General features: G+C 71.8%; 29 protein-coding genes and 1 tRNA gene. 11 read left to right on the plus strand and 19 right to left on the minus strand.

What is annotated here, in order from left to right:
- The first annotated feature begins 10 nt into the window (after positions 1 to 10).
- The 4 genes from AC3ANS_RS16825 (at position 11) to AC3ANS_RS16840 (ending at position 5,022) form a co-directional block, all read left to right on the plus strand.
- Positions 11 to 1,009 carry a BadF/BadG/BcrA/BcrD ATPase family protein gene (locus AC3ANS_RS16825; protein WP_488292725.1) on the plus strand — a complete coding sequence of 333 codons (999 nt, stop codon included), beginning with the start codon at positions 11 to 13 and terminating at the stop codon, positions 1,007 to 1,009.
- Between the two features lie 57 nt (positions 1,010 to 1,066).
- Positions 1,067 to 2,131: a YihY/virulence factor BrkB family protein gene (locus AC3ANS_RS16830; RefSeq protein WP_488292726.1), complete on the plus strand. Its 1,065-nt coding sequence runs from the start codon at positions 1,067 to 1,069 to the stop codon at positions 2,129 to 2,131.
- 1 nt (position 2,132) lies between these two features.
- A complete protein-coding gene (locus tag AC3ANS_RS16835) occupies positions 2,133 to 3,632 on the plus strand; it encodes an FAD-dependent oxidoreductase (RefSeq protein WP_488292727.1) in 1,500 nt (499 codons plus the stop codon).
- A gap of 151 nt (positions 3,633 to 3,783) precedes the next feature.
- Entirely contained in the window at positions 3,784 to 5,022 is a 1,239-nt protein-coding gene (locus AC3ANS_RS16840) for a hypothetical protein (protein ID WP_488292728.1), read from the plus strand.
- An 85-nt stretch (positions 5,023 to 5,107) separates the two neighbouring features.
- Here the strand turns inward: AC3ANS_RS16840 and AC3ANS_RS16845 are convergent, their stop codons facing one another.
- Genes AC3ANS_RS16845 through AC3ANS_RS16875 form a run of 7 tightly spaced genes read right to left on the minus strand, consistent with a single transcriptional unit; the run spans position 5,108 to position 10,593 of the window.
- Complete coding sequence (locus AC3ANS_RS16845; RefSeq protein ID WP_488292729.1) at positions 5,108 to 7,507, minus strand: penicillin acylase family protein; 2,400 nt, start codon at positions 7,505 to 7,507, stop codon at positions 5,108 to 5,110.
- Between the two features lie 48 nt (positions 7,508 to 7,555).
- Entirely contained in the window at positions 7,556 to 7,879 is a 324-nt protein-coding gene (locus AC3ANS_RS16850) for a GroES family chaperonin (protein ID WP_488292730.1), read from the minus strand.
- 7 nt (positions 7,880 to 7,886) lie between these two features.
- Positions 7,887 to 8,141, minus strand: coding sequence for a DUF3618 domain-containing protein (locus AC3ANS_RS16855; protein WP_488292731.1), 255 nt, complete (start codon positions 8,139 to 8,141; stop codon positions 7,887 to 7,889).
- 57 nt (positions 8,142 to 8,198) lie between these two features.
- A complete protein-coding gene (locus tag AC3ANS_RS16860) occupies positions 8,199 to 8,951 on the minus strand; it encodes an energy-coupling factor ABC transporter ATP-binding protein (protein WP_488292732.1) in 753 nt (250 codons plus the stop codon).
- Positions 8,952 to 8,958: 7 nt separating this feature from the next.
- Positions 8,959 to 9,627, minus strand: coding sequence for a cobalt ECF transporter T component CbiQ (cbiQ, locus tag AC3ANS_RS16865; protein WP_488296517.1), 669 nt, complete (start codon positions 9,625 to 9,627; stop codon positions 8,959 to 8,961).
- A gap of 1 nt (position 9,628) precedes the next feature.
- Positions 9,629 to 9,904 carry a PDGLE domain-containing protein gene (locus AC3ANS_RS16870; RefSeq protein WP_488292733.1) on the minus strand — a complete coding sequence of 92 codons (276 nt, stop codon included), beginning with the start codon at positions 9,902 to 9,904 and terminating at the stop codon, positions 9,629 to 9,631.
- Positions 9,901 to 10,593, minus strand: coding sequence for an energy-coupling factor ABC transporter permease (locus tag AC3ANS_RS16875; RefSeq protein WP_488292734.1), 693 nt, complete (start codon positions 10,591 to 10,593; stop codon positions 9,901 to 9,903). The genes AC3ANS_RS16870 and AC3ANS_RS16875 overlap by 4 nt, the downstream gene beginning before the upstream one ends.
- 90 nt (positions 10,594 to 10,683) lie before the next feature.
- On the opposite strand from AC3ANS_RS16875, the gene bcp reads away from it, so the two are divergent.
- Together bcp and AC3ANS_RS16885 are read left to right on the plus strand one after the other, a co-directional pair.
- Entirely contained in the window at positions 10,684 to 11,190 is a 507-nt protein-coding gene (bcp, locus tag AC3ANS_RS16880) for a thioredoxin-dependent thiol peroxidase (RefSeq protein ID WP_488292735.1), read from the plus strand.
- Between the two features lie 367 nt (positions 11,191 to 11,557).
- Positions 11,558 to 11,631: transfer RNA gene (locus AC3ANS_RS16885), tRNA-Leu, on the plus strand.
- Position 11,632: 1 nt separating this feature from the next.
- Here the strand turns inward: AC3ANS_RS16885 and AC3ANS_RS16890 are convergent.
- The 7 genes from AC3ANS_RS16890 to AC3ANS_RS16920 form a co-directional block, all read right to left on the minus strand.
- Complete coding sequence (locus AC3ANS_RS16890) at positions 11,633 to 12,220, minus strand: lysophospholipid acyltransferase family protein (RefSeq protein WP_488292736.1); 588 nt, start codon at positions 12,218 to 12,220, stop codon at positions 11,633 to 11,635.
- Complete coding sequence (gene rdgB / locus AC3ANS_RS16895) at positions 12,217 to 12,825, minus strand: RdgB/HAM1 family non-canonical purine NTP pyrophosphatase (protein WP_488292737.1); 609 nt, start codon at positions 12,823 to 12,825, stop codon at positions 12,217 to 12,219. Before rdgB ends, AC3ANS_RS16890 begins: the two co-directional genes overlap by 4 nt.
- 20 nt (positions 12,826 to 12,845) lie before the next feature.
- On the minus strand, positions 12,846 to 13,586 hold the full coding sequence (gene rph / locus AC3ANS_RS16900) for a ribonuclease PH (protein ID WP_488292738.1): 741 nt from the start codon (positions 13,584 to 13,586) through the stop codon (positions 12,846 to 12,848).
- Entirely contained in the window at positions 13,583 to 14,341 is a 759-nt protein-coding gene (locus AC3ANS_RS16905) for an SGNH/GDSL hydrolase family protein (RefSeq protein ID WP_488292739.1), read from the minus strand. The genes rph and AC3ANS_RS16905 overlap by 4 nt, the downstream gene beginning before the upstream one ends.
- A gap of 69 nt (positions 14,342 to 14,410) precedes the next feature.
- Complete coding sequence (locus AC3ANS_RS16910; RefSeq protein WP_488292740.1) at positions 14,411 to 15,226, minus strand: ABC transporter permease; 816 nt, start codon at positions 15,224 to 15,226, stop codon at positions 14,411 to 14,413.
- Position 15,227: 1 nt separating this feature from the next.
- Positions 15,228 to 16,040, minus strand: coding sequence for an ABC-2 transporter permease (locus tag AC3ANS_RS16915; RefSeq protein WP_488292741.1), 813 nt, complete (start codon positions 16,038 to 16,040; stop codon positions 15,228 to 15,230).
- Positions 16,037 to 16,939 carry an ABC transporter ATP-binding protein gene (locus tag AC3ANS_RS16920; RefSeq protein ID WP_488292742.1) on the minus strand — a complete coding sequence of 301 codons (903 nt, stop codon included), beginning with the start codon at positions 16,937 to 16,939 and terminating at the stop codon, positions 16,037 to 16,039. The genes AC3ANS_RS16915 and AC3ANS_RS16920 overlap by 4 nt, the downstream gene beginning before the upstream one ends.
- 130 nt (positions 16,940 to 17,069) lie before the next feature.
- Here AC3ANS_RS16920 and AC3ANS_RS16925 point away from each other — a divergent pair, with 130 nt between their 5' ends.
- Both AC3ANS_RS16925 and AC3ANS_RS16930 read left to right on the plus strand, forming a co-directional pair.
- Positions 17,070 to 18,224, plus strand: a complete 1,155-nt coding sequence (locus AC3ANS_RS16925) for a sensor histidine kinase (protein ID WP_488292743.1) — start codon at positions 17,070 to 17,072, stop codon at positions 18,222 to 18,224.
- Positions 18,221 to 18,913, plus strand: a complete 693-nt coding sequence (locus AC3ANS_RS16930) for a response regulator (RefSeq protein WP_488292744.1) — start codon at positions 18,221 to 18,223, stop codon at positions 18,911 to 18,913. Before AC3ANS_RS16925 ends, AC3ANS_RS16930 begins: the two co-directional genes overlap by 4 nt.
- A 92-nt stretch (positions 18,914 to 19,005) precedes the next feature.
- Here AC3ANS_RS16930 and AC3ANS_RS16935 read toward each other — a convergent pair whose 3' ends face one another.
- Together AC3ANS_RS16935 and murI are read right to left on the minus strand one after the other, a co-directional pair.
- A complete protein-coding gene (locus AC3ANS_RS16935; protein WP_488292745.1) occupies positions 19,006 to 19,764 on the minus strand; it encodes an MBL fold metallo-hydrolase in 759 nt (252 codons plus the stop codon).
- 4 nt (positions 19,765 to 19,768) lie between these two features.
- The gene (gene murI, locus AC3ANS_RS16940) at positions 19,769 to 20,608 is read right to left on the minus strand and encodes a glutamate racemase (RefSeq protein ID WP_488292746.1); all 840 of its coding nucleotides are present in this window, start codon (positions 20,606 to 20,608) and stop codon (positions 19,769 to 19,771) included.
- Between the two features lie 101 nt (positions 20,609 to 20,709).
- Between murI and AC3ANS_RS16945 the strand changes: the two genes are divergently transcribed.
- Together AC3ANS_RS16945 and AC3ANS_RS16950 are read left to right on the plus strand one after the other, a co-directional pair.
- Entirely contained in the window at positions 20,710 to 21,735 is a 1,026-nt protein-coding gene (locus tag AC3ANS_RS16945) for an alkaline phosphatase family protein (protein WP_488292747.1), read from the plus strand.
- Positions 21,732 to 22,331, plus strand: coding sequence for a hypothetical protein (locus AC3ANS_RS16950; protein WP_488292748.1), 600 nt, complete (start codon positions 21,732 to 21,734; stop codon positions 22,329 to 22,331). Before AC3ANS_RS16945 ends, AC3ANS_RS16950 begins: the two co-directional genes overlap by 4 nt.
- A gap of 10 nt (positions 22,332 to 22,341) precedes the next feature.
- On the opposite strand, the gene AC3ANS_RS16955 is transcribed toward AC3ANS_RS16950, so the two are convergent.
- A complete protein-coding gene (locus AC3ANS_RS16955; protein WP_488292749.1) occupies positions 22,342 to 23,319 on the minus strand; it encodes a ribose-phosphate diphosphokinase in 978 nt (325 codons plus the stop codon).
- 119 nt (positions 23,320 to 23,438) lie between these two features.
- Here AC3ANS_RS16955 and AC3ANS_RS16960 point away from each other — a divergent pair, with 119 nt between their 5' ends.
- Positions 23,439 to 24,182: a PAS domain-containing protein gene (locus AC3ANS_RS16960; RefSeq protein ID WP_488292750.1), complete on the plus strand. Its 744-nt coding sequence runs from the start codon at positions 23,439 to 23,441 to the stop codon at positions 24,180 to 24,182.
- Between the two features lie 148 nt (positions 24,183 to 24,330).
- Here the strand turns inward: AC3ANS_RS16960 and AC3ANS_RS16965 are convergent, their stop codons facing one another.
- Positions 24,331 to 25,281: a PLP-dependent cysteine synthase family protein gene (locus AC3ANS_RS16965; RefSeq protein WP_488292751.1), complete on the minus strand. Its 951-nt coding sequence runs from the start codon at positions 25,279 to 25,281 to the stop codon at positions 24,331 to 24,333.
- Entirely contained in the window at positions 25,278 to 25,832 is a 555-nt protein-coding gene (locus AC3ANS_RS16970; protein WP_488292752.1) for an NYN domain-containing protein, read from the minus strand. The genes AC3ANS_RS16965 and AC3ANS_RS16970 overlap by 4 nt, the downstream gene beginning before the upstream one ends.
- Between the last annotated feature and the right edge of the window lies 1 nt (position 25,833).

Consider the following 25,833-nt stretch of genomic DNA (forward strand, 5'->3'; position numbering starts at 1 on the left):
GGCTGAGGGCGTGGACATCTACCTGGGCGTCGACGGCGGCGGCACGAAGACCGCGCTGTGCCTGGTGACCGGCACAGGTGACCTGTTGGCTAGGTCGACCGCGCCGGGCACCTACTACCTCGGCCGGCCCGACGGCCCCGGCGTGGGGCTGGTGGAGGAGGTGCTGACCACCGCGGTCCCCGCGCTGTGCGCCACGGCGGGGATCGACCCGACCGACGTACGCCGGGCCTTCCTCGGCCTGCCCGGCTACGGCGAGGTCCCTGCCGACGTCCCGGCCGTCCAGGCAGGCGTGGGGCGGGCCCTTGGCCACGTCCGCTACCGGTGCGCCAACGACATGGTGTGCGCCTGGGCCGGGTCGTTGGGCGGCGCCGACGGGATCAACGTGATCGCGGGCACCGGATCCATGACGTACGGCGAGCGACACGGGCGCGGCGTCCGGGTCGGTGGCTGGAGCGAGCTGTTCGGGGACGAGGGATCCGGCTACTGGATCGGCCAGCGCGGGCTCCAGGCGTTCTCCCGGATGAGCGACGGCCGCCTGGAGAGCGGCCCACTGCTGGACGCCCTGCGCCGGCACCTGCGGCTGAGCGACGACCTCGAGGTGATCGACCTGGCCCTGAACCGGTGGACCGATCGCCGGCGGTCGGTGGCCGCGCTCTCCGTGCCGGTCGCCGTGGCCGCACGAGCCGGCGACGCGACCGCTCGGAGCATCTTGCGGGAGGCGGCCGACGAGCTCGTCGCCCTCGTCGCGACCACGCACCGGCGACTCGGGTTCGGCGTGGACGAGGTCGCTCCGGTGTCCTACTCGGGCGGGGTCTTCTCCGTGCCCGAGGTCCGTGCGGCGTTCGAGGCCGGCCTGCGGGCCGCGGTCCCCGGCTCCGACCTCCGGTCCCCGCTCCTGCCGCCGGTGCTGGGCGCGGCGCTGCTCGCCGCCGCCGACGCGGGTGCCCCGCTCGGGCGGCAGGAGCTCGCGAACCTGGTCGCCGCCCAGGCCGGCACCCGCGCCGGCTGACCCGCTCCTCCCCGGTGCCGTGGCATGCCGACGGCCGTCCCGGGGCACCCGGGAGGAATGAGCAGCGACACCGACCGGCGGCTCGACACCGCCCGTGACCCCGACGAGGGCCTGGTCGACTCCCCGACCGACCTGTCCCGGCGCTCGTGGTTCTACGTCGCCCGCAAGACCGTGCGCGAGTTCTCCGACGACCAGTGCACCGACCTGGCCGCCGCGCTCACCTACTACGCCGTGCTCGCGGTCTTCCCCGCCGCGATCGCGCTGACCTCCCTGCTCGGGCTGGTCGGCCAGGGCACCAGCAGCGTCGAGACGCTGCTGGGCATCATCGGGGACCTCGGCGGCGGGTCCGTCGTCGACAGCGTGCGCGACCCGCTGCTCGAGATCAGTCGGTCCCAGGCGGCGGGGCTCGCGTTCGCGCTCGGTCTGGCCGGCGCCCTGTGGTCGGCGAGCGGCTACGTCGGCGCGTTCGGCCGGGCGATGAACCGCATCTACGAGATCCGCGAGGGCCGGCCGGTCTGGAAGCTGCGCCCGATGATGCTCCTGCTGACGCTGGTGCTGGTGGTCCTGGCCGCGGCGGTCCTGTTCGCCTTGGTGGTCACCGGGCCCGTTGCCGACTCGGTGGGTGACGCCCTCGGGGTCGGCTCGACCCTCAAGCTGGTCTGGGACATCGCGAAGTGGCCGGTGATCGCGGTCGCGGTCGTCGCGATGGTCGCGCTGCTCTACTACGCGACCCCCAACGTCCGGCAGCCGCGGTTCCGGTGGGTGAGCATCGGCGCCGTGCTCGCCATCCTCACCTGGGTCGTGGTGTCCGCGGCGTTCGGCTTCTACGTCGCGAACTTCTCCTCCTATGACAAGACGTACGGCGCCCTCGGCGGCGTGATCGCGTTCCTGCTGTGGGTGTGGTTGACCAACCTCGCGCTGCTGTTCGGCGCCGAGCTGGACGCCGAGCTCGAGCGGGGTCGCGAGCTGCAGTCCGGGTTGCCCGCCGAGCGCGTCATCCAGCTGCCGCCCCGCGACGACCGCAACATCGAGAAGGCCCAGGCCAAGGACGAGGACGACGAGCGCCGCGGCCGGGCGATCCGGCTGAGCGCCCGCCGCGGCCCCGGCAAGAGGAAGGCCTGACATGACATTGACCTCCGTGTGGCGCGACCGCCACCCCGTCGAGACGACGGGCACCGCCCTGGTCGAGGGCGAGTGGGACGTGATCGTGGTGGGCGCCGGCATCACCGGCCTGGCCACCGCCGGCCTGCTGGCCCGCGCCGGACGCTCGGTCCTCGTGATCGAGGCCCGGCACGTCGGCGCCGGCACCACCGGCGGCAGCACCGCGAAGGTGAGCGTCCAGCAGGGCACGCACTACTCCCGGATCGCCCGCCGCCACCCCGCGTCCGTGCTGCGCAAGTACGCCGACGCCAACGCAGAGGCGCTCGCCTGGGTGGTCCGGTTCTGCGACGAGCACGACGTCGAGCTGCAGCGCCGGCCGGCGTTCACGTACGCGACGTCGGCCTCCGGCGTCCGCTCGGTGCGCTCGGAGCTGGAGGCACTGCACCGTGCCGGTGTCGAGCAGGCGACCTGGGTCGACGACCTCCCCCTGCCGTTCCGCGTCCGCGGGGCGGTGATGGTGCCCGACCAGGCCCAGCTCGACCCGCTGGAGCTGCTGGGTGCGCTCGCGGCCGACGCCACGAGCCACGGTGCGGTGGTCGTGCAGGGTGCCCGGGTGCAGCGGGTTCAGGGGCACACGCCGTACACCGTGGTGACGGACCGTGGCGAGGCCACGGCGACGACCGTCGTGCTGGCGACCAACATGCCGATCCTCGACCGAGGCGGGTTCTTCGCCCGGGCCAAGCCCGCGCGCTCCTACGGGCTGGCGTTCCGGACCGAGGAGCAGGCGGTCGACGGCATGTACCTCTCCGCCGACGCCCCCAGCCGCTCGCTGCGCGACGCACCCACGACCGACGGGACCGGAAGCATCCTGCTGGTCGGCGGCGACGGTCACAAGACCGGCGGCCCCACCTCGGAGCTCAGCCACCTCGACGGGCTGCGCGAGTGGACTCGCGGCTTCTTCCCCGACGCCGTGGAGACCCACGCCTGGTCCGCCCAGGACTACGTCCCCCACCACGGGCTGCCGTACGTCGGCCCGATCCTGCCCGGCACCGACGGGCTGCTGGTCGCCGGTGGCTACTCCAAGTGGGGCATGACCAACGGTGTGGCGGCGTCGCTCGCCCTCGCCGGCCGGATCCTCGGCGGACACCAGGAGTGGGCGTCGGCGTTCGAACCGTGGAGCACGCGTGAGCTCGCCGGCCTGCCCGAGAGCGCGCGCGTCAACGCGGAGGTCGCCGTCGAGATGACCACCGGCTGGCTGCGTCCGCTGCGTGCGCTCACCTCGCGCGCAGCGCTCGGTGACGGCGAGGGTGAGGTCCGGTTCGACCGGGTCGGCACCCCGACCGCCGTCTCCCGAGCCAACGGCGTCGAGCGGTCCGTGTCCGCGGTGTGCAGCCATCTCGGCGGAGTCGTGCGGTGGAACGACGCCGAGCGCAGCTGGGACTGCCCGCTCCACGGCTCCCGCTTCGGGCCGGACGGCGAGGTCCTGGAGGGCCCGACCACCTGTGGCCTGCGACGGCGCTGACCTGGGCAGACACCGGTTCTCACGCAAGTTCCTCAAGGAACTCGCAAGGTTCCGCCACGGCTCGTGCACGGTTCCTCCACGGGGCCGTTCGAGCGCGCATCGGCGTGTCACGCTCCTCTGGACAGACCGACCGACCCCCCAGGAGCACCCCGTGCGATCTCGACTCGTCGCCGCAGCGGCCGCCGCCGCACTGCCTGCCGTACTCGCCCTCGGCGCCACCCCCGCGATGGCAGACGCCGGTGGCAACAACGGCACGATCAAGGTTGCCGAGGTCGACCAGGTCGGCACCGAGAGCAACGACCCGCACGTCGGATGCACGTTCGCGCTGGAGTGGTACAACTTCGACGCCCGGGCCCGCTCGGAGGTCACCTTCGAGAGCCAGGACCACGACGTCACCGTCACCGGCGTCCAGGGGAAGACCTCGGTCGTGCTCGAGGACGACGCCGCCAAGGGCAACTCCGACCTCGACGGTCGCGAGATCTACACCCTCACGTTCGCCGGTGACCCGCACCCGGTCCAGGGCTACCACGTCAAGGTGACCACCGCGACCGAAGGCTCGAAGGGCAACAACACGAAGTCGAAGGTGTTCTGGGTCGGCCCCTGCTCGACTCCGGGCGACTCGACGGACCCGGGCGACTCGACGGACCCGGGCGACTCGACGGACCCGGGCGACTCGACGGACCCGGGCGACTCGACGGACCCGGGCGACTCGACGGACCCGGGCGACAACGGCGGGCCGACCGAGACGGGCCCGGGTAGCACCACGCCGTTCACCTGGGACTGGAAGTACGCCGACCCGACGTGCAGCGCCCTCACCGTCGCCTACCCCGCGGACATCCCGAGCGGTCAGGCCAACGACGTCAACGTCCGGGTCGAGACCGACCACGGTCAGGTGACGCTGAACTTCCACAACAACGAGGGCACCTGGGGCGGGACCACGACGTTCCCGTTCACCTCGCACCGCAGCTGGCCCCTGGGCGTGTCGTCGTACGACATCACCTGGGTCCAGGTGGGCGGTACCAACTACCACTGGCAGGGCGACGTCGCGTGCTCGACCGACGGCGACCCGTCGACCCCGGACGTGCCGCAGGCGGTGGCCGAGATCGAGGACTTCACGACCGGCACGGTCAGCGTGCGGCGCGGATCGACGGTCCCGACCGACGCCGTCGAGGTCGGCCAGGCCGCCGCCGGCGAGGTGCTCACGCTGGAGCAGTACGTGAACGGCACCTGGCAGGTCGCCAAGACGATCCCGACCACGAGCCGGGGCACCGCGCGGGTCACGTTCCCGCGGTTCACCCAGCGGGGCAGCTACACCTATCGACTGACCCTGTCGCAGACGCTCAGCACCACGGGCGACACCACGGGGGCGCTCACCGTCCGGGTCCGCTGACCCGGCGAGCGTGGGGGTGGCCGGCGGCCGGGGTCCGAGGGGGGACACCGGCCGCCGGCCCCTTCCATGTCGGCACGTCGGGCCGTCAGCCCGTCACCACGAACCTGCGCACCAGGTCACGGCGTACCTGGGCATCGGTCCACGCGAAGTGCACCCACTGCTTGCGGGAGAACATCCGCGTCTGGTCGGAGGAGTACGGCGAGCGCGGGTCCTCGGACTGGCCGTAGGTCAAGATCGTACGCGCGTCGACCCGGCCGCCGGGCAGGAACGAGATCGCCTGGATGTGCGAGGAGCCGTAGGTCACCGGCCGGTAGTGGTCCGTGTTGTCCCGGGCCCACCGAGACGCCAGCGCGTTGGCGTTGCCGACCGAGTCGCCGGTGCCGCCGCCGAGCGGGATCGCCGGCGCGCCCCGGTCGCCGGCGACCTGGAGCGACCCCCAGGTGGCGTCGAACGGGATGCCCCGCTCGCGCAGCGAGGAGATCGCGTCCGACATCGCCTGCACCACCTGGGGGTTGGCGACGTTGAGGTCGCGCGGCGTGTCCAGCGGGTCAGCGGGGTCGAACTGGGTGAGCCAGACCGGGTCGACGGCGTCCACCGGAGGGCTGGGCAGCCGGGCGACGAACTCCTCGAAGATGTGGGTGCCGACCGAGTCCGTGTTGGACCGCCCGTCCCAGTCGTGCAGCACCCGGCAGGCCTCGGTCTCGCCGGTCGCCGCGCACACGGTGTCGAGATCGCCGTTCGCCCGCATCACCTCGGCGGCCATCAGGCGGTTCTCGTGCTCGTGCCCGCGCAGGCTCCGGGGGGACTCCTTGGCCCCCGAGGCGAGCCGGTCCATCACGTAGTGGGAGACCATCCGGGTCCGCATGGTGCGCACGCACCGCTCGCAGCCGATGATGCCGGCGTAACCCTCCAACGGCTGCGCGGGGTTGGGGAGCCAGTAGGAGTCGTTGGCGTTCATCACCCAGTCGCGGCGGACCTCCATCGGCAGGTTCGCCGGCCCGAAGATGCCCGGCCGCTCCGCGTCCTCGTCGGTGCGCCACGCGCAGCGCGAGTCGGCGAACGTGCCGTCCAGCCCGGGCAGGCCCGCGACCTGGTCGAGCACGGCACCGGTCGGGGTGAGGCACTGCTGGGCGAGGTCGTCGGGGACGTTGGGCACCACCGAGTGGTCGGCGTACAGGACGTCGCCGTGCCGGTCGGCGGCCGTGGTGTTGACCCAGGGCATGCCGCCGCCGGCGTCCTGTCGGCGCAGCAGGTCGCGGACGCTGGTCGCCTTGCCCATGTTCAAGAACGTGTCGATCGTGCGCAGGTGCTCGGCGTTCGCGTCGCGGATCGCCCACACGCTGGCCGGGCCCCACGGCATCAGCTGGGCCGGCGCGTCGATGACGTAGCCCAGCGGGGTGCGGTAGAGGTCCTCGGTCGCGGTCCCGAGCGAGCCGTCGCCCTTCTTGACGCGCACCTGCACGGTGTCGTGGATCAGCTGCTGCGGTCCGGCATCGGTGAGGTACGTCGTGCCGGGGCCGACGGTCTTGTACTCGTAGGGCGTGAAGCGGTAGGCGGTGGAGACGGTGTGGCTCCACGCGACGTCCCTGTTCCAGCCGATGTTCACCGCCGGTGAACCCACCAGCGAGGCCCCCGCGACGTCGTAGCGGCCCGGGATGGTCAGCTGCTGCTGGGTGAAGTGGTAGCGCCCGCGCCACGGGAAGTGGGGGTTGCCGAGCAGCATCCCCTTGCCGGTGGTGCTCGCCGCGCCACCCACGGCCGTGGCGTTGGAGCCGAACGGCGACTCGGGGTCGCGGCCGAGGGCCTTGAGCAGTGCATCGCGGTCGACCTGCGCGGCCTTCACCGGCAGCTCCGGGAGGCCCGGGTCGCCGGGGGTGGGCGGCGCCGCGTCGACGATCTCCTTGACGAAGACGCCGCTGGAGGCGAGCAGGTTGGCGAGGTAGACGCCGTACCAGAGGTCGAGGGCGGTGACGTCCGGCTTCAGGTACGGCGCGTTGCGGCAGGCCGGGTCGGTGACGGTCTCGTCACGCAGGAACTCGTTGACGCCCGCGACGTAGCCGCGCACCATCTGCTTGGCCTCGGCGCCGGGCCCGGCGACGGGGTCGCGCAGCAGCTTCTCGACCACGTGCCGCTGGTGCAGGTCCGTGACGAAGGCGTCGACCTGCAGGTTGGAGGCCTCCAGCGTGACCTGGTCGTTGTAGCGCGCGTCCGGGCCGAACCAGCGCGACCGCTCGCCCCGCGCGGTCACCAGGGTGTCGGCGAGCGTGCAGATCGTGTCCTGCGCCGCGGCGTACCCGCTCCCGAAGCCGAGCGACCCGAAGTCGGCGGCCGTGATGTGCGGGATGCCGTGCGCGGTGATCTCGATGGTCGCGCGGTAGCGACTCGGGTGGGGCGCAGCAGCGACCGCGCCACCCGGAGACGGCGCGAGCCCGGTCAACGGGACGAGGGCGGCGGCCGCGGTGGCGGCGAGCAGGCGGCGGAGCATGCCGACACAACGGGCCGGGACGCGAGGAGGTTATGGAGGGCGGGCGCGCTACAGGTAGAGGCCGGTGGCCTGGTCGCCGACCCGTTCGGCGGCGACGGCGTGGACGTCGCGTTCGCGCATCACGACGTAGAGCTCGCCCGCGACCTCGACCTCGGCCTTGTCCTCGGGCTCGAAGAGCACCCGGTCACCGACCTCGACGGACCGGGCGTTGGGCCCGACCGCGACGACCTTGGACCAGACCAGACGGCGGGCGCCCATCGCCGCGGTCGCGGGGATCACGATGCCGCCGGCGGACCGGCGCTCGCCGGCCTCGCGGTCGACCTCGACCAGCAGCCGGTCGTGGAGCATCTTGATGGGGGTCTTGTCGGACACCACGGCGCTAGTTGACGACCTTGCGGAGCACGACGACGAACGCGACCACGCCGACCACGGCGCCGGCGACCTTGAGGATGTTGTCGGTGCGCGGGGCGCCGGTCTCGGCGTCCACGAAGTGCGCCTTGATGCTGCTGACCTCGCGACCCACGATCGTCTTGGGGCTGGCGCGGTAGAGGAGCTGGTCGATCGTGGTCGCCAGGCGCTCCCTGGTCTCCTCGATCTCGCGCTCGAGGGAGGACAGCTGGTCGTCCTGGCTCACGGGGGTCTCCTCCGACGTCGGTGTCGGTTGGAGGCTATCAACCGCCCACCCCCCAGGTCAGGGGCGGGGCTGGACCGTCCGCGGGTCGAACCCGTACGGCAGCTCGAGCCGGTGCGCCCGCATCAGCTCCTCGTCGGTGAGGACGTCGTACGTCGCCCCGTCGGCGACCACCGCGCCGCCGCTGAGCACCACCGAGCGTGGGCACAGCTCGAGCGCGTACGGGAGGTCGTGGGTCACCATCAGCACCGTCACGTCCAGCGCGCGCACGATGTCGGCGAGCTCGCGGCGCGAGGCCGGGTCGAGGTTGGAGGAGGGCTCGTCGAGCACCAGGATCTCGGGCTCCATCGCCAGCACGGTCGCCACCGCGACCCGCCGGCGCTGACCGAACGAGAGGTGGTGCGGGGGCCGGTCGACGAAGTCCGCCATGCCGACCTGGTCGAGCGCGCTCATCACCCGACGGTCGAGCTCGGCGCCGCGGATGCCGAGGTTGGCGGGCCCGAAGGCCACGTCGGCGCGGACCGTGCCCATGAACAGCTGGTCGTCGGGGTCCTGGAAGACCACCCCGACGCGACGCCGGATCTCGGTCAGGTTGGCCTTCTCGACGGCAAGCCCGCTCACGGCGACGCTGCCGGCGCCCGCGGTCAGGATGCCGTTGAGGTGCAGCACCAGCGTGGTCTTGCCCGCGCCGTTGGGACCGAGGAGCGCGACGCGCTCACCGCGATGGACGTGGAGGTCGACCCCGAACAGCGCCTGGTGGCCGTCGGGGTAGGCGTAGGCGAGCCCGCGGACGTCGAGCACGGGAGCGTTCATGCGTGGATCACCGGGGCATCTTGCCGGTGTAGCCGCGCGACAGCATCGCCAGGTGCACGCGCTCCCCGCGCTCGTAGGACCGGATGAACAGCGCCCCGGCCGACCGGGCCAGGACCGGCCACTGCCGCGGGTCACGGGCGGAGAACCCACGAGACTCGCGCGCGATCCGCATCCGCTGCATCTCCCCCGTGACGACGTCGAGGTAGCGGATCATGAACGCCATGATCTGCACGAGCTGGTTCGGCAGGTGCAGCCGCTCCAGGCCGAGCAGCAGGTCGTTGGGCTCGGTCGTCGCCGCCAGGGTCAGGCTGGCGAGCACGCCGAGCGTGCCCTTGACCAGGAGCGCGACCCCCGCCTCGAGGCCGTGCCGGCTGACGTCCACGCCGAGGACGTCGACCCGCGGGCCGGTGGCGACGAACGGCAGCAGCACCGCGAAGAACACGAACGGGATCTCGACGACCGTGCGCTTGAGGAGGTAGGTCACCGGCACCCGCGAGAGCCCGATGACCGCGGCGACGAGCGCCAGGTAGACGCCGAAGGCCGGGTACCAGTCGCGGGGCGTCGCCACCACGGTGATCATGAAGGCCAGCAGCGCCAGCACCTTCAGGTGCGCGGGCGCGCGGTGGACCGGCGAGTGCCCGTGGAAGTGCAGCTTGTGACCGTGCCCGGCCCCCACGTCAGGACCGCTCGTCTCGCGAGCCGCGCCGGCGTACGCCGTACGCGACCCCGCCGGCGACGGCGAGGACCACCACCACGCCGACGACACCGGTCGCCCCTCCGTAGCCCCCGAGGACGCCGTGACGGGTCTTCGCGGTGTGCGCGAAGCCGTGGTCCTCCGACACCTTCGTCAGACCATCGGGGTCGTGGTCGGCGAACCGACTCACCACGCCGGCCAGCAGGAGCGCGACCACGGCGATGCCGAGGAGCACCCAGGTGGTGGAGACGCGCTTCATGCGGCCGCTCCCGCGCTCTTGATGACCAGCTCGCGGGCCTCCAGCAGCGGTCGAGCGCCGTGGACGAGGTCGGGTCGGACGGCGATGATCGCCCCGACCGCGAGGAAAGTGATCGCGCCCTCGCCGATGCCGATGAGCACGTGCACGCCGACCATGGCCGCGGCGAGGTTGTCGAGCGGGATGTCCGCCGTACCTCCCACGGCGTATAGCGCGACGAAGAGCAGCGCCGCCACCGGCACGGACACGAGCGCGCCGATCCCCGCCTGCAGCGGCACCAGCGAGAGCCGCCTGGGCAGCACCAGCTGGAGGCCCTTGAAGACCAGCCAGCCGACGGCCACGGTGGTCAGGCCCATCAGCGTGATGTTGGTGCCGAGGGCGGTGATGCCGCCGTCCGCGAACAGCAGGCACTGGACGATGAACACCACGCTCAGGCACAAGATGCCGGTCCAGGGCCCGACGAGCACGGCGGCCAGCGCCCCGCCCAACAGGTGCCCGCTGGTCCCCGAGGCCACCGGGAAGTTGAGCATCTGGACGGCGAAGATGAAGGCGGCGACGAGGCCCGCCATCGGAGCGGTCTTGTCGTCGAGCTCCCGGCGAGCCCGTGCGAGGGCCGTCCCGACGGCCACCGCGGCCACGGCGCCGGTGGCCACCGAGGTCGGGGCGTCGAGGAACCCGTCGGGCACGTGCATGCTCACTCCTGGGAAGCGACTAGGTTGGGACCGGCCGTGATTGCCCACCCTACGTTATTGCACATTGTTTGCGACAAGGAGCTACTCATCGTGAGCGACACCTCGCGCCTATCCCCCGGTGACACCGCGCCGGAGTTCACCCTGCTCGACGACACCGGGGCGGAGGTCGGGCTGAGCGACTTCCTCGGCCGCAAGGTGATCGTGTACTTCTACCCCGCCGCGATGACGCCCGGGTGCACCAAGCAGGCCTGCGACTTCACCGACTCCCTGGCCTCGCTGCAGGCGGCGGGCTACGAGGTCGTCGGCATCTCGCCGGACAAGCCCGAGAAGCTCGCGAAGTTCCGAGAGCGGGACGCGCTGACGATCACGCTGCTCTCCGACCCCGACAAGTCCGTGCTGCGCCAGTACGGCGCCTTCGGGGAGAAGAAGCTCTACGGCAAGACCGTCGAGGGCGTGATCCGCTCCACCGTGGTCGTCGACGAGGACGGCAAGGTGTTCCTCGCGCAGTACAACGTCAAGGCCACCGGCCACGTCGCCAAGCTGCGCCGAGACCTCGAGCTCAACCACGCCGACGAAGAACCCCACAACGGCGCCTGACCGCGTCTCGCGCGTCGACTTCGTCGCCGCGCGGGCCGCGGGATCGCTCTTCGGGTTGATGGTCCGACGGTGTGGTTGCGGTTCGCCGCAGGCTCCGGGATCGCCGAGTCGGCGCAAATGTCCGCCCAGAACAGGCCCAGTCGGCGCATCTGCCCACGCCGCACCGCGCGTCGATCCCGCGAGACGAGCAGACGCGCCGACTCGACACCCCTGGCACGGGCAGACGCGCCGACTCGACGCCCCTGGCACGGGCAGACGCGCCGACTCGACACCCCTGAGGCGTGCAGACGCGCCGACTCGACACCCCAACCGTGAGCAGACGCGCCGAGTCAGCGTCACGACCGCACCGTGCGAGACTTCACCCCGCGCGCCCGTAGCCCAATTGGCAGAGGCATCAGGTTTAGGTCCTGACCAGTGAGAGTTCGAGTCTCTCCGGGCGCACTCACTCCCCGCGGGACTGCTCCTCACGCAGGCGCGGCTCGGTGGTGCCCTCGGGCTTGATGCCCCGCTTGTCGGCGTAGAACGCACGGATCCGGTCCATGTCGGCCGACACGTCGCCGCTGAGCTCGAACGTCGGGCCCCAGCCGACCGTGCGCGTGGGGGCGTCGAGGAACGCGAGCGTGACCGGCAGGCCGGTCTGCTGGGAGATCCGGTAGAACCCGGACTTCCAGTACTCCCCCTTGCTGCGCGTCCCTTCGGCGGCGATGCCGAGCAGGAACGTCTCGTCGGTCGCCGCGTCGGCGATCAGCGCACGGATCGTGGCGCCCGGGTTGGACCGGTCGAGCTCGACCGCACCGCTGGCCCGCATGATCGGCGCCAACGGACCCTTGAAGAACGAGTCCTTGACGAGCAGCCGGATCTGCACGTTGTTGTCCCAGGCGAGCAGCATCGTCAGCACCCAGTCCCAGTTGGACGTGTGCGGCGCGCCGACCAGGATGCCCTTGCGCGGGACCTCGCCGACCGTCCTCCAGCGGGCGAGCCTGAGCAGCAGCCGCGCCAGGTTGCGACGGATGAAGAAGTGGCGGCTCATCCGAGGATCCGGGCGACGATCGGGGCCATCCGGCGCAGCGCCCAGCCCCGGTGGGAGATCGCGTCCTTGTCCTCGACGCTCAGCTCAGCCGTCGTCAGCCCGGGGCGGTCGTCGGCCACGAACAGCACGTCGTAGCCGAACCCGCCGGTCCCCCGCGCCTCGTGGATCACGTGCCCGGGCATCACCCCGCTGGTGAGCTCCTCGCCGCCGTCGTGGCAGAACGCGACCGCGCACTGGAAGTGCGCGCCCCGGCGTTCGTCCGGTACGTCGGCCAGCTGGGCGAGCAGCAGCTCGTTGTTGCGCGCATCGCTCTTGGGCGGGCCCGCCCACCGGGCGGACAGCACGCCCGGCATGCCGTTGAGCGCGTCGACGCACAGGCCGCTGTCGTCCGCGAGCGACGGCAGCCCGGTCGCGGCCCGGCCGGCCCGCGCCTTGAGCAGCGCGTTGCCCTCGAACGTCGGCTGGTCCTCGACCGGCTCGTCGTAGTGCTCGACGTCATCGATGCCGACGACGACCAGGCCGGGGACGTGCTCGCGGAGGATCCGCTCCATCTCGAGGATCTTCTTGCGGTTGCGCGAGGCGAGGAACACGCGGGGACCACTCACCGGGTCAGTCACCGCCTCACTCACCGGGCCAGCGCCTCGTGCTGGAGCCGGGTGAGGTCGGCGCAGCCCTTCTCGGCCAGCGCCAGCAGCGCGTCGAGCTCGGCGCGGTCGAACGCCGCACCTTCGGCAGTGCCCTGCACCTCGACGAACTTGCCGTCGCCGGTCATCACGACGTTCATGTCGGTCTCGGCCCGCACGTCCTCGATGTAGGGCAGGTCCAGCCGCGGGATGCCGTCGACGATCCCCACGCTGACGGCGGCGACGGACCCGGTGAGCGGCTCCCCGGTGAGGGCCCCGGTCGAGCGCAGGTGGGCGATGGCGTCAGCGAGCGCGACGTACGCACCGGTGATCGAGGCGGTGCGGGTGCCGCCGTCGGCCTGGAGCACGTCGCAGTCGAGCTGGATGGTGTTCTCGCCGAGCGCCTTGTAGTCGATGACCGCCCGCAGCGACCGGCCGATCAGCCGGCTGATCTCGTGGGTGCGGCCGCCGATCCTGCCCTTGACCGACTCGCGGTCCGAGCGGGTGTTGGTGGAGGCGGGGAGCATGGCGTACTCGGCGGTGACCCAGCCCAGGCCCGAGCCCTTGCGCCACCGCGGCACACCCTCGGATGCGGACGCGGCACAGAGGACCTTGGTCTTGCCGAACTCCACCAGCACGGACCCGGCCGCGTGGTCGAGCCAGTGGCGGGTGATCGTGATCGGGCGAAGCTCGTCGTCGGCCCGGCCATCTGCTCGGGGCACGTCCTCACGTGGCGCACTCATGGGGCGACCCTAGCCCGGTCGGCGAGTGCCATCCGCACCGCCCACGGGCCCAGGTCACGCGCCCGCCGTCCGACCCAGGGCGCTCCCTCGGCGACCATCCAGGCCAGGTCGCGCCGCCAGGTCGGGTCGAAGCCGCCCTCCGGCTCGAGGCCGGGCGGCGAGAACGCGAACCCCTCGGCGATGAGCAGGTCGGCGTAGGCCCGGGCCAGCGCGCGGTGCCCGAGCTCGGAGGGGTGCAGCCGGTCCACCGACCAGAACCGCCGCGTGGCGACCTCCGGTCGGGTCGCCAGGTCGAGCCGCAGGCCGCCGAAGCTCACGTGCACCTCGTCGTAGACCCGGTTGACGACCTCGATGCGCTCGGCGAGCGGGCGGCGCAACACTCCGGGCAGCCCGAACACGGCACCGTGGTCGTGGAACCGTGCGGTGAGCAGCAACGCTCCCGAGGCGTGGAGGCCCTCGGCGCAGGTCAGCAGGTCCCGTCGGATCCGCGCGGGGTCCCACGCCGAGCGCATCGTGTCGTTGACGCCGACGACGAGCGAGGCGACGTCGGGGCGGTGCGCGATCGCGTCGTCCAGCTGGTCCTCGCGGACACTGGCCGAGGTCGCACCCGAGACGGCCAGGTTGCAGAACGACACGTCGTACGACGTGCCGAGCGCGTCCGCCAGCAGCCGCGCCCACCCCCGCCAACCTCCGGGGACCGGGTCCCCGATGCCGTACGTCGTGCTGTCACCGAGGGCTGCCAGCCGCAGGTACATGCCCTCAGCCTCGTGGCGGCGGGTGCTCCCCCACCGCCACGAGGTGACGTGTCGGTCAACCCTCGGTGACTACTTCACCTCGGCCCGCAGCACCCGCCAGACGCCCCACACCAGCGGCACCCCCAGCCAGACGAACCCGGAGACCACGACCTGGGCCCAGTCGCGCATCGAGCCCGACCAGTCCCAGATGGCCTCCTGAGCGACCTGGAAGTCGATCCACGGGCGCAGGTCGCTGAACCAGCCCATCAGTCCAGCCCCGACTGCGAAGAGCCCAGGAAGCACCCACTTGTAGACGAAGAAGACCACGATGGCTGCTGCGGTGTTGAGGAACAGCGCCGCGAGCGCGAACCCGCCCAGCATCGCCAGCACCTGGGTGATCGTGAACGCCACGAAGTCGGGCCAGCCGAACGTCCAGTCCACGTGGCCCTCGATGGCGCCGTAGAGCACATTGCAGACCGTCCCGATGGCGATGGAGACCGCGACGGTGGCCAGCGTCAGGATCACGCCCACCAGCGCCTTGGCGGCGATCACCAGCGGGCGCCGCGGCTCGAGCGCGAACGTCACCATCGCGGTGCGCTGGCTCCACTCGCTGGTGAGCACCATGATCCCGAGCACGGGCAGGAGGACCGAGGTGACGAACGCGGCGGTGCCGACGAAGTCGCCGAACTGCATCGCCTCGTCCTGGACGGTCGTCACCGCCAGAGCGATCGCCTCGGCCGCGAGGACGAGAAGCCCGATCGACAGCAGGAGCCAGAAGCCCGCCCGGGTGTCGTAGGACTTGCGCAGCTCGACCCGGACCAGTCGCCCGAACGGGACCGGCCTCGTCGAGGACAGGTCGAGGGCGTGCCCCAGCCCAGGAGCGAGCTCCGGAGCGGTGGGGCTCACCTCACTTCACCTCCGCGCGCAGCACCCGCCAGAGGCCGACGGCGAGCGGGATCGCGAGCCAGATGAACCCGGAGACGGCGTAGTAGGCCCAGTCCTTGCCGGTCATCGTGGCGTCGGCCAGCGGGCCCTGGGCGTAGTTGAAGTCGACCCAGGGCCGGATCGAGTCGAACCAGTTCATCAGCTGCGCACCGAGCTCGAACAGGCCGGGGAGCACGAAGGAGTAGACCATGTAGATCACGATCGCGGCCGGGGTGTTGAGGAACAGCGCGGCGAACGCGAAGCCGGTGAGCATGCCGACCACCTGCAGCAGCACGAAGGCCCCGGTGTGGGTGACACTCGCGTTCCACACGGTCGGGTCGCTCGAGAGCACGCCGTACAGCGCGTTGCAGATCGTGGCGAGGACGAGGGCGATGACCACCGCGCTGACCGCCAGGATCAGGCCGACGACGAGCTTGGCCGCGATGACGTGCGGACGGCGCGGCTCCAGGGAGAACGTCACCATGGCCGTGCGCTGGCTCCACTCACTGGTGAGCAGCATGATGCCGATGATGGGGAGCAGCACGCCGATCGAGAAGTTCGTCGAGGTCAGGAAGCTGTTGTAGGTGAGCGAGACGTCGTCCTGGGTGATGCCCACGGCGAGCTGGATCACCATGACCAGCGCGGTGAGGATCGCCGTCGACAGCAGCAGCCAGAAGCCGGCCAGGGTGTCCCAGGTCTTGCGCAGCTCGACGCGCACCAGCCGCCCGAACGGCGTCGGGGTGGTCGAGGACAGGTCGAGCGAGTGCCCGAGGCCGGAGGCGGGGATCGTGGTCATGCGACGTCCTCTCGCTGGGTGTCGGAGGTGAGCTCGAGGAACAGGTCCTCGAGGCCGCCATCGGCGGCGCGCAGGTCGACGAGCACGACGGCGTTCTCGGCCGCGGCGCGGCCGACCTCGACCGGCTCGGCCTCCACCTTCAGCCCCTCGCCCGCGCTCGCGACCGTGAGCCCGCGGGCCGTGAGGATCCCGGCGAACGCGTCGTTGTCGAGAGCCGTGACGAACGTGGCCGCGGTGTGGGTCGCCCCTGCCAGCAGGGTCTTCTTGTCGCCCTGGGCGACGATGCGCCCGTGCCCGATGAGGATCATCTCGTCGGCGATCAGCTCGACCTCGTTGAGCAGGTGGCTGGAGAGCAGCACGGTGCCGCCCCGCTCGGCGTAGCCCTTGAGCAGGCCACGCATCCAGCGGATGCCGGCCGGGTCGAGACCGTTGGCCGGCTCGTCGAGGATCAGCACCGACGGGTCGCCCAGCAGGGCGTGGGCGATGCCGAGGCGCTGCTTCATGCCGAGGGAGTAGTTGCGCAGCCGACGCTTGGCCTCGGACGGCGTGAGCGAGACCAGCTCGAGCATCTCGTCGACCCGCGTGGCGGGCAGGCCCATGGTGCGGGCACCGAGCTCGAGGATCTCCCGGCCGGTGCGGCCCGCGTGCTGGGCGGACGCGTCGAGCAGGACACCGACGTGGCGGCCCGGGTTGGGGATGTCGTTGTAGAGGTGGCCGCCGATGGTCACCCGACCCGCGGTGGGTGGGGTGAGCCCGACCATGACGCGCATGGTGGTCGTCTTGCCAGCACCGTTGGGACCGAGGAAGCCGGTCACCCGTCCGGGCTGGCAGACGAAGCTCACGTCGTCCACAGCGGTGAACGAGCCGTACTTCCTGGTGAGTCCTTCGACCGTGATCATGGGTCCACCCTGCCCGAAGCCCGCCCGCTCCCGCATCGGCCACGCGGAGGGGTGGTCCCTGACCAAAGTAGGGGTGTCCCCGCGACCCCCGGCGCCTGCGCAGGAGCGGCTCCCGCTCTACCGTGGGGCCGTGGACCGGCCGACCCCCGAGGACTACCAGCCGCGCTTGCGCGCCTGGAGCCACGTGTGGCGAGTCGTGCTGATGTTGTCCATCAGTGCGATCGCCTGGCTGCCGGTCGCCGACCACGAGTCCGACACCAGCACGCTGTGGGTGATCTCGGACTTGCTGCTCGGGGTCGGCGCCTACGTCGTGGTGTTCTCGCGGCGCCGCTGGCCGCTGGGAGTCGCGGTGCTGACCGCTCTCGTTGCCGGCGTCTCGGGCATCGCCGCCGGACCAGCGGTGCTCGCGGCCGTCTCACTGGCCACCCACCGTCGCTGGCGCCAGCTCGCCGTGGTGGGCTCACTGAACTTCGCCGGCTCCCAGTTCTTCAGCACGCTCACGGCCACCGACCAGGACCCGCTCTGGGTCAACCTGATCGTCAACGCCGTCGCCACGGCCGGCATCCTCGGGTGGGGCATGTACATCGGGTCACGCCGCGAGCTCATCTGGACGCTGCGCAGCCGCGCCGAGCGCGCAGAGGCCGAGCAGGAGCTGCGCGTCGCGCAGGCCCGCAGCAACGAGCAGGCCCGGATCGCGCGCGAGATGCACGACGTGCTCGCTCACCGGATCTCGCAGATCTCCATGCACGCAGGGGCGCTGGCCTTCCGTGACGACCTCACCGCGGACGAGATGCGGTCGAGCGCCGGGGTCATCCGGGAGAAGGCCCACGAGGCGCTCACCGACCTGCGCGGGGTGCTCGGCGTGCTGCGCGACGACGCAACCGGCGCGCGGTTGCGCGGCCCCCAACCGACGTACGCCGACGTGCCGGCCCTGGTCGACGAGGCCCGCGAGTCAGGGCTGCACGTGGAGCTCCAGGACCTCGTGGCTGGCGACCCGCCGGAGGCCACCGGCCGGACGGTCTACCGGATCGTGCAGGAGGGCCTGACCAACGCGCGCAAGCACGCCCCCGGCTCGCTGGTCACCGTCACCGTGAGCGGCTCGGCCGAGCACGGCATGGACGTGCTGCTCCGCAACCCCATCGGGTTCGGCAAGAGCACCACCCCCGGCGCCGGGCTGGGCCTGATCGGCCTCACCGAGCGCGCCGAGCTGCGCGGCGGGCGGATCGAGGCGGGACGTGACGGGTCGACGTTCGTCCTGCACGGGTGGATACCGTGGGCGGCATGACTGAGCTGACTTCGGGGCCGACGACGGTGCTGCTCGTCGACGACGACCCGCTCGTCCGCTCGGCGCTCGCGCTGATGCTCGGCGGTCAGGCAGACATCGACGTGATCGGCGAAGCGGGCGACGGCCACGAAGGAGTCCGTCTGGCCCGCGAGCTGCGGCCCGACGTGGTGCTGATGGACATCCGGATGCCGCGGCTCGACGGACTCGGCGCGACCCGGGAGCTGCACGCGCGTCCCCACCCGCCACGCGTCATCGTGCTGACGACGTTCGACGCCGACGAGCACGTCGTCGAGGCGCTCGCGTCGGGCGCCGACGGCTTCCTGCTCAAGGACACCCCGCCGCCGCAGATCATCGATGCGATCCGCAAGGTCGTCGACGATGAGCCGATGCTCTCGCCCTCGGTGACGCGCACCTTGATCCGCCGGCTGCGCGACGAGCCGGACACGGCCAGCGACGTGGCCGCCGCTCGCACCGCCGACGCCCAGGCCCGCCTGGATCTCCTCACCGACCGCGAACGCGACGTCGCCCTGGCGGTCGGGCGTGGCCTCAGCAACGCCGAGATCGCCCGCGAGCTCTACCTCTCCGTCCCCACGGTCAAGGCGCACGTGTCCCGGCTCTTCGACAAGCTCCAGGTCACCAACCGCGTGCAGATCGCCATCTGCGTCCACGACGCGGGCCTGTGTCCCTGAGGCTCGGCCCGGGTTGAGCCTGCAAGCCACGCGCGACCGCAACCACAGCGTCGGACGACCGGCCCAAGAGCGACACCGCGCGAGACGCGGGCTCAGATGTCGTACGTCGCGCCTGCGCTGGCCAGCTCGACCGGGCCGGCGTACGCCGCAACCGCCTCGGCGAGCGCGTCCTCGGGGTCGTGCCAGGGCGGGACGTGGGTGAGCACGAGCCGCCGGACGCCGGAGCGGGCCGCGACCTGCCCGCAGTCGGTGCCGGTGAGGTGCAGGTCGGCCGGGTTGTCATCGGCGGAGCGGAAGGACGCCTCGGCGAGGAACAGGTCGGCGTCGCGGGCCACGTCGTGCAGCGACGCGCAGGGACCGGTGTCGCCGCTGTAGGCGATCGTGGCGCCGTCGGCCGTGACCCGCAGTCCGTACGCCGGCACCGGGTGGTTGACCGCGACGGGCTCGACGGTGAACGGGCCGATCTGCTCGGTGCCGGCCCACTCGCGGAAGTCGAACTCCTCACCCATCCCCGGGTCCTCGGGCAGGTCGTAGGCGCGAGCCATCCGGCCCGCGGTGCCGGCCGGCCCCCACACCGGGATGCGCGGCTGGTGACCGAGCGGGTGGTACTTGCGCAGCACGTAGTAGCCGGTGAGGTCGAGGCAGTGGTCGGCGTGCAGGTGGCTGAGCAGCACGGCGTCGACGGCGAGCGGGTCGGCGTACCGGTGCAGCGCACCGAGCGCGCCGCTGCCGAGGTCGAGCAGCACCCGCCAGGTGCGGCCCGTGGCGTCGTCGGCCTCGAGCAGGTAGCAGCTGGCCGGTGACTCCGGTCCCGGGTAGGAGCCCGAGCACCCCACGATCGTGAGCCTCATCTGGTCAGACCACCAACCCGCCGACGAACTGCGACGCCCCGACCATCTCCGGGCCGAGGAACCGGCGCCCGATGGTCTCGAACTCTCCGGGCGCTCCCGTGGTCAGGAAGGTGTACGACGCCTCGCCGCCGGCTCGGACGAGGCCGGTGTGCACGAGCATCTTGTAGACGTCCTTGGCGCACTCCTCGGCGCTGCTCACCAGCGTCACGTTGTCGCCCATGACCAGCGAGATGACCCCGGTCAGCAGCGGGTAGTGCGTGCAGCCGAGGATCAGCGTGTCGACGCCTTCGGAGATCAGCGGGTCGAGGTACTCGTGGGCGACCGAGATCAGCTCGTCCCCCGAGGTCACGCCGGCCTCCACGAAGTCGACGAAGCGGGGGCACGGCTGGGTGAAGAGCCGCACGTGCGGAGCCGCGGCGAACGCGTCGTCGTAGGCCATCGACTCGGCGGTGGCGCGGGTGCAGATCACCCCGATCCGCCCGGTCCGGCTCGCGGCGACCGCGCGGCGGGTGGCGGGGTAGATCACCTCGACGACCGGCACGTCGTAGCGCTCCCGGGCGTCGCGCAGCATCGCCGCGCTGGCCGAGTTGCACGCGATGACCAGGGCCTTCACCCCCTGCTCGACGAGGTGGTCGAGGCACTCGAGGGCGTACTCACGGACCTCGCCGATCGGCTTGGGCCCATAGGGCTGGCGAGCGGTGTCGCCGACGTACACGATCGACTCGTGCGGCAGCTGGTCGATCACCGAGCGCGCGACGGTCAGGCCGCCGAAGCCGGAGTCGAAGATGCCGATCGGGGCGTCGGTCGTCTCGGCCGTCGTCGCGTCGATCGTTGCTGGGCGCACAGCACGCAAGGCTAGAACCTCCCGGGCCCCAGCGCATGGGCACGCGACGGAGGTCACGGGAGACGACGATCACGGTCGGCACGGTGGGTACGGTCGGTCACATGCCTCGTCGTCGCGTCCTCGCCGCCGCCGTCCTCTCCTTGTCGGTGGCCCTGGGTCTCGCCGGGTGCTCCTCGGAGGATCCACCCTCCGCTCACGCCCGGCTGTCCGGCGCACCGGCGGCCGAGAGGCACGTGCTGGCGATCTCCGTCGACGGGCTCAACACGACCGCGATCGCGCGGCTCGGCGCGCGGGACGCCCCGACGCTGCACCGGTTGCTCGCCGAAGGTGCGGGCACGCTGAACGCGCGGACGGAGGTCGAGCAGACCGTCACGCTGCCCAACCACACGAGCATGATGACCGGCCGGCGGATCGACGCCGCACGCGGCGGGCACGGCGTGACCTGGGACGACGACCGCCCCGGGACGACCGTGCAGCGGGCGGCCGGGCACCCGGTGGCGTCGATCTTCTCCCGGGTGCACGCGTCGGGCGGGGACAGCGCGCTCTACTCCACGAAGGAGAAGTTCGCGCTCTACCGGCGGTCGTGGCCGTCCGGCATCAACACGTTCGTGGTCGACGAGAACCAGGCGCGTCTGGTCCGCCTGGCTCGCGCCGATCTGGCCGACGGCGCCCCGGAGTTCACCTTCCTCCACGTCTCGCTCCCGGACCGGTTCGGCCACGTGTACGGCGGGATGTCGGACCGGTACCTGGCGGCCGTGCAGCGCACCGACACCCAGCTCGGCACCCTGGTCCGGGCCCTCGCGGGCAGCGACGTGACGGTGGTCCTGACCGCCGACCACGGCTTCGCGACGGGCACGACCCGTCACTCGGGCCGCGGGGACCTCGAGAACTACCGGATCCCGTTCCTGGTGTGGGGTGCGGGCGTGGACCAGGGCGACCTCTACGCGATGAACCCCGGCTTCGCCGATCCGGGCACGAGGCGGTCGTCGTACGCCGGGAGGCAGCCGGTGCGCAACGGCGACGTGGCGAACCTCGCGGCCGGTCTGCTCGGGCTCGGCGCCGTACCGGGCAGCGAGATCGACGCCGACCAGACGCTCGTCGTCAGCGACTCGGCGAGCCGACCGTGAGCCTGGACGACGAGGCCGAGGTCGGGGCGCTGCTGTCCACCCTGTTCGAGGTGCTCGACTCCCTCGATCACAGCGGAGAGGATCGGAAGATCTCGCGCCTGGACGGCGGCGTCGTCGTGCTCGACGACAGCGGCCACGACCACACCCTCGAGGTCACCGTCGAGAAGGTCCCCCGCCGGCGGTGGCGGCCGGCCGCACCCGTGCCCGTCGGCTCGATCGAGGGGCTGGACGTGGCGGTCGTCGGAGTGGACGTGGCCAGCTTCGTGACCGTCCACGTGGTCGCCCTGCCCGGGGCGGAGCCTGACCGGCGGACCCGGGAGTACGACGAGGCCTTCGAACGGTGGGCGCTCACCGCGAAGGAGAGGCGAGGCGAGCCACCGGAGTACCCGTCCGAGGTGCTGACGCAGCTGGCGATCTCGGTCGAGGACACCAGCGGGACCGAGTACGCCCGCCGCTCGATGCGGCACGGCGGCACGGGCACCGAGTGGGACGCGTCGTGGTCGTTCCGGCCACGACCGCCCGACGGCGTTCGCGAGCTCGGCCTCACGCTGCAGACGCCAGGCGGACCGGTCGTTGCGGTGCGGGTGAGCTGGTAGCCGTTGCAGGTCAGTCGAACAGGCGTGGCTGCGGCGGCCCGAGCGAGGGGTCGACGCCGTCGAAGAGGCTGCTCACCGACTCACCCGCGTGGATGCGCTCGATGGCCTGGGCGAAGAGGTCCGCGATGGTGCGGACCTCCAGCTCCGGCCAGTCCGCCGGCGGCGGGACCGTGTCGGTGGTGACGACCTCGGTGATCATCGGGTGGTCGCGGAGCCGCTCGAGCGCCTTGCCGACGAAGAGCCCGTGCGTGCAGGCGACCGCCGCCTCGGTGCAGCCCTGCTCGGCGAGCCGGTCGAGCAGCTCGACGATCGACCCGCCGGTCGCGATCTCGTCGTCGAGCACGATGGCCTTCCGGCCGGCCACGTCACCGACGATCGCGTCGATGACCACCTGGTCGTCCGCGAGCCGCTTCTTGCTCCCGGCCGCGACCGGCAGGCCGAGGAGCCGTGCGAACTGGCTCGCGGTCTTGGCGTTTCCGAAGTCGGGCGACACCACGACCGTGGTGGCCGGGTCCGCGCCCTGGAAGTGGTCGGCGAGCACCCCGAGCGCGGTCAGGTGGTCGACAGGCACGGAGAAGAACGCGTGCACCTGGGGCGCGTGGAGCGTCATCGTGATCACCCGGTCCACGCCGGCGGCGACCAGCAGGTCCGCGACCAGCCGACCGCCGATCGAGAGGCGCGAGGCGTCCTTCTTGTCCGAGCGTGCGTAGGCGTAGTACGGGATGACGGCGGTGATCTGCGCCGCCGAGGCACCGCGGGCGGCGTCGACCATCAGCAGCAGCTCCATCAGGTGCTCCTGCGTCGGCGGCGACAGCGGCTGCACGATGTAGACGTCACGCTGCCGGCAGTTCTCCTGCAGCTGCGCCTGGAGGCAGTCGTTGCTGAACCGCGTCAGCTCCACCGACGACAGGGGTACGCCGAGGCCCTGGCAGATCGCGGTGGCGAGGGACCGGTGGGCGCTGCCGCTGAAGACGACGATCTCGCGCAAGTGCTGCTCCTGGTGGCGGCCGGACCGGTTGAGGTCACCGTAACCCCTCACTCAGCGGCCCGGGACCCCAACCCGCGATTCCCTCGCCAGCACCGGCCCACCAGGGCCACAATCGGTCCATGGGAGCCGAGTCGCCGGCGGAGCACACGCCGCCGCAGGAGGCAGCCGAGGCCCTGGCCGCCGCGGTCGCCGCACGACGAGCCGCGGAGCACGAGCTCGCGCAGCTCAAGCAGCGGATCGACAACGCCCAGGCACTGGCGAACATGGGCGACTACGACTGGCACATCCCCACCGACACCAACCGGTGGTCCGACCAGCTGTTCCGGATCTACGGCTACGAGCCGCAGTCGTTCAACGCGACGTACGAGCGGTTCCTGTCCCTCATCCACCCCGAGGACCGCGAGCGGATCCAGGCGCTCCACCAGCATGCCTACGCCACCGGCGAGCCCTACGAGATGATCGAGCGGGTCGTGCGACCCGACGGAGAGGTGCGCTACCTGCACTCCAACGGCCAGGTGATCATGGGAGCGGACGGCACTCCGGAGCGGATGCGCGGCACCTGCATCGACGTGACCGAGCAGGTGCTCGCCGAGCGCGAGCGGGAAGCAGCCGCCGCCCACCTCAGCGAGGTGCGGCTGCGCCGGCGCCAGGCCGCGGAGATCAACGACAACGTCGTCCAGGGGCTCACGGCCGCCAGGTACGCCCTGGAGCTGGGCGACGCCGAGGGCTGCCAGGCCTACCTGGACCGCACGCTGGAGTCGGCGCGGGTGATGATGAACGACCTGATCGAGCCGCTCGTGGAGGGTGGGCTCGAGCCCGGCGACCTGGTGCGAGCCGAGCCGGCGACGTTGGACGGGGTGTAGCGGTTCTCCCTGCTGAGCGGCTCGGCAGGTCTCGACACGCCGGTCGCGTCCTCGCAAGCTCGGTCGCGCGGCTGCGGTTCCTGAGGAGCCGAGGGACAAGGCGTCTCGAAGGGCGACCACCATCAGCGAGTCCGCTGACGCGTCCTCGCTAGGCCCAGAGCTGGCCCTCGAGGCGGTCCTCCGCCTCGTCGACGGTGCCCTCGTAGGCGCCGGTGGAGAGGTACTTCCAGCCGCCGTCACACACGACGAACGCGATGTCGGCCCTCTCGCCGGCCTTGAGCGCCTTGGCGGCCTGGCCGAGCGCGGCGTGCAGGATCGCCCCGGTCGAGATGCCCGCGAAGATGCCCTCCAGCTCGAGCAGCTCACGGACCCGGCGTACGGCGTCGCGCGGGCCGACCGAGAAGCGGGAGTCGATGAGGTCGGCGTCGTACAGCTCGGGCACGAATCCCTCGTCGAGGTTGCGCAGGCCGTAGACGAGCTCGCCGTACCTCGGCTCGGCGGCGACGATCCGCACGTCGGGCTTGGCCGAGCGGAAGAACCGGCTCACGCCCATCAGCGTCCCGGTGGTGCCGAGGCCTGCCACGAAGTGGGTGATCGAGGGCAGGTCGGCCAGCAGCTCGGGGCCGGTGCCCTGCTCGTGGGCGAGCGCGTTGGCGGCGTTGCCGTACTGGTAGAGCATCACCCAGTCGGGGTGCTCGTCGGCGACGCGCTTCGCGACCCGCACCGCCTCGTTGGAGCCGCCCGCCGCCGGGGAGGAGATGATCTCGGCGCCCCACATCCGCAGCAGCTGCCGCCGCTCCTCGGAGGTGTTCTCCGGCATCACGCACACGATCCGGTAGCCCTTGAGCTTCGCGGCCATGGCCAGCGAGATGCCGGTGTTGCCGGACGTCGGCTCGAGGATCGTGCACCCGGGGCGCAGCGTGCCGTCCTTCTCCGCCTCCTCGATCATCTTCAGGGCCGGACGGTCCTTGATCGAGCCGGTGGGGTTGCGGTCCTCGAGCTTGGCCCAGAGGCGTACGTCGGGCGACGGGGACAGCCTCGGCAGCCCGACCAGCGGCGTGCCGCCGACGGAGGCGAGCAGGTTGTCGTAGCGCGTCATCGCAGGAACGTCTCCGGGTCGAACTGGTCGAGCGGGATGATGCGCACCCGCGGCAGCGGCACCTTGAACGCGCCGACCTCGTCCTCGAGGTCGTAGACCTCGATCCCCCGCGCGTCGTACTGGATGCTGGTGTACTCGCGGAGCGCGATCACGCCGACGCGGCGCGAGCCGTCGGCGAGCCGGCCGAGGTGGTCGACGAAGTCGGCATCGTGGCTGACCAGCAGCACGTCGTCCCCGCGAGCGGCCAGGGCGTCCAGCGTGCGCTGGATGCCGATGTCGACGACCTTCTGGTCGGTGCTGCCGGCCAGGGGCACGGGGCGGTAGCCGATCGCCAGCAGGGCCTGCACGAACGTCGCGGGTAGTTGGCCGTTGGAGGCGTTGAGGAAGAACAGCCCGGTGACCGGCTGGTCCCACAGCTCCTCGGCGTACGCCGTCACGCGCTCCCAGCGCGGCCGCTCCTCGGGGAGCGGACGACGACCCAGCAGCGAGTTGCCGAGGGTCGCGTCGATGTTCTCCCCGTCGACGAGGACGAACGTGCGCCGCCCGGCCATG

Source organism: Nocardia sp. 149-1B, from assembly GCF_057747975.1.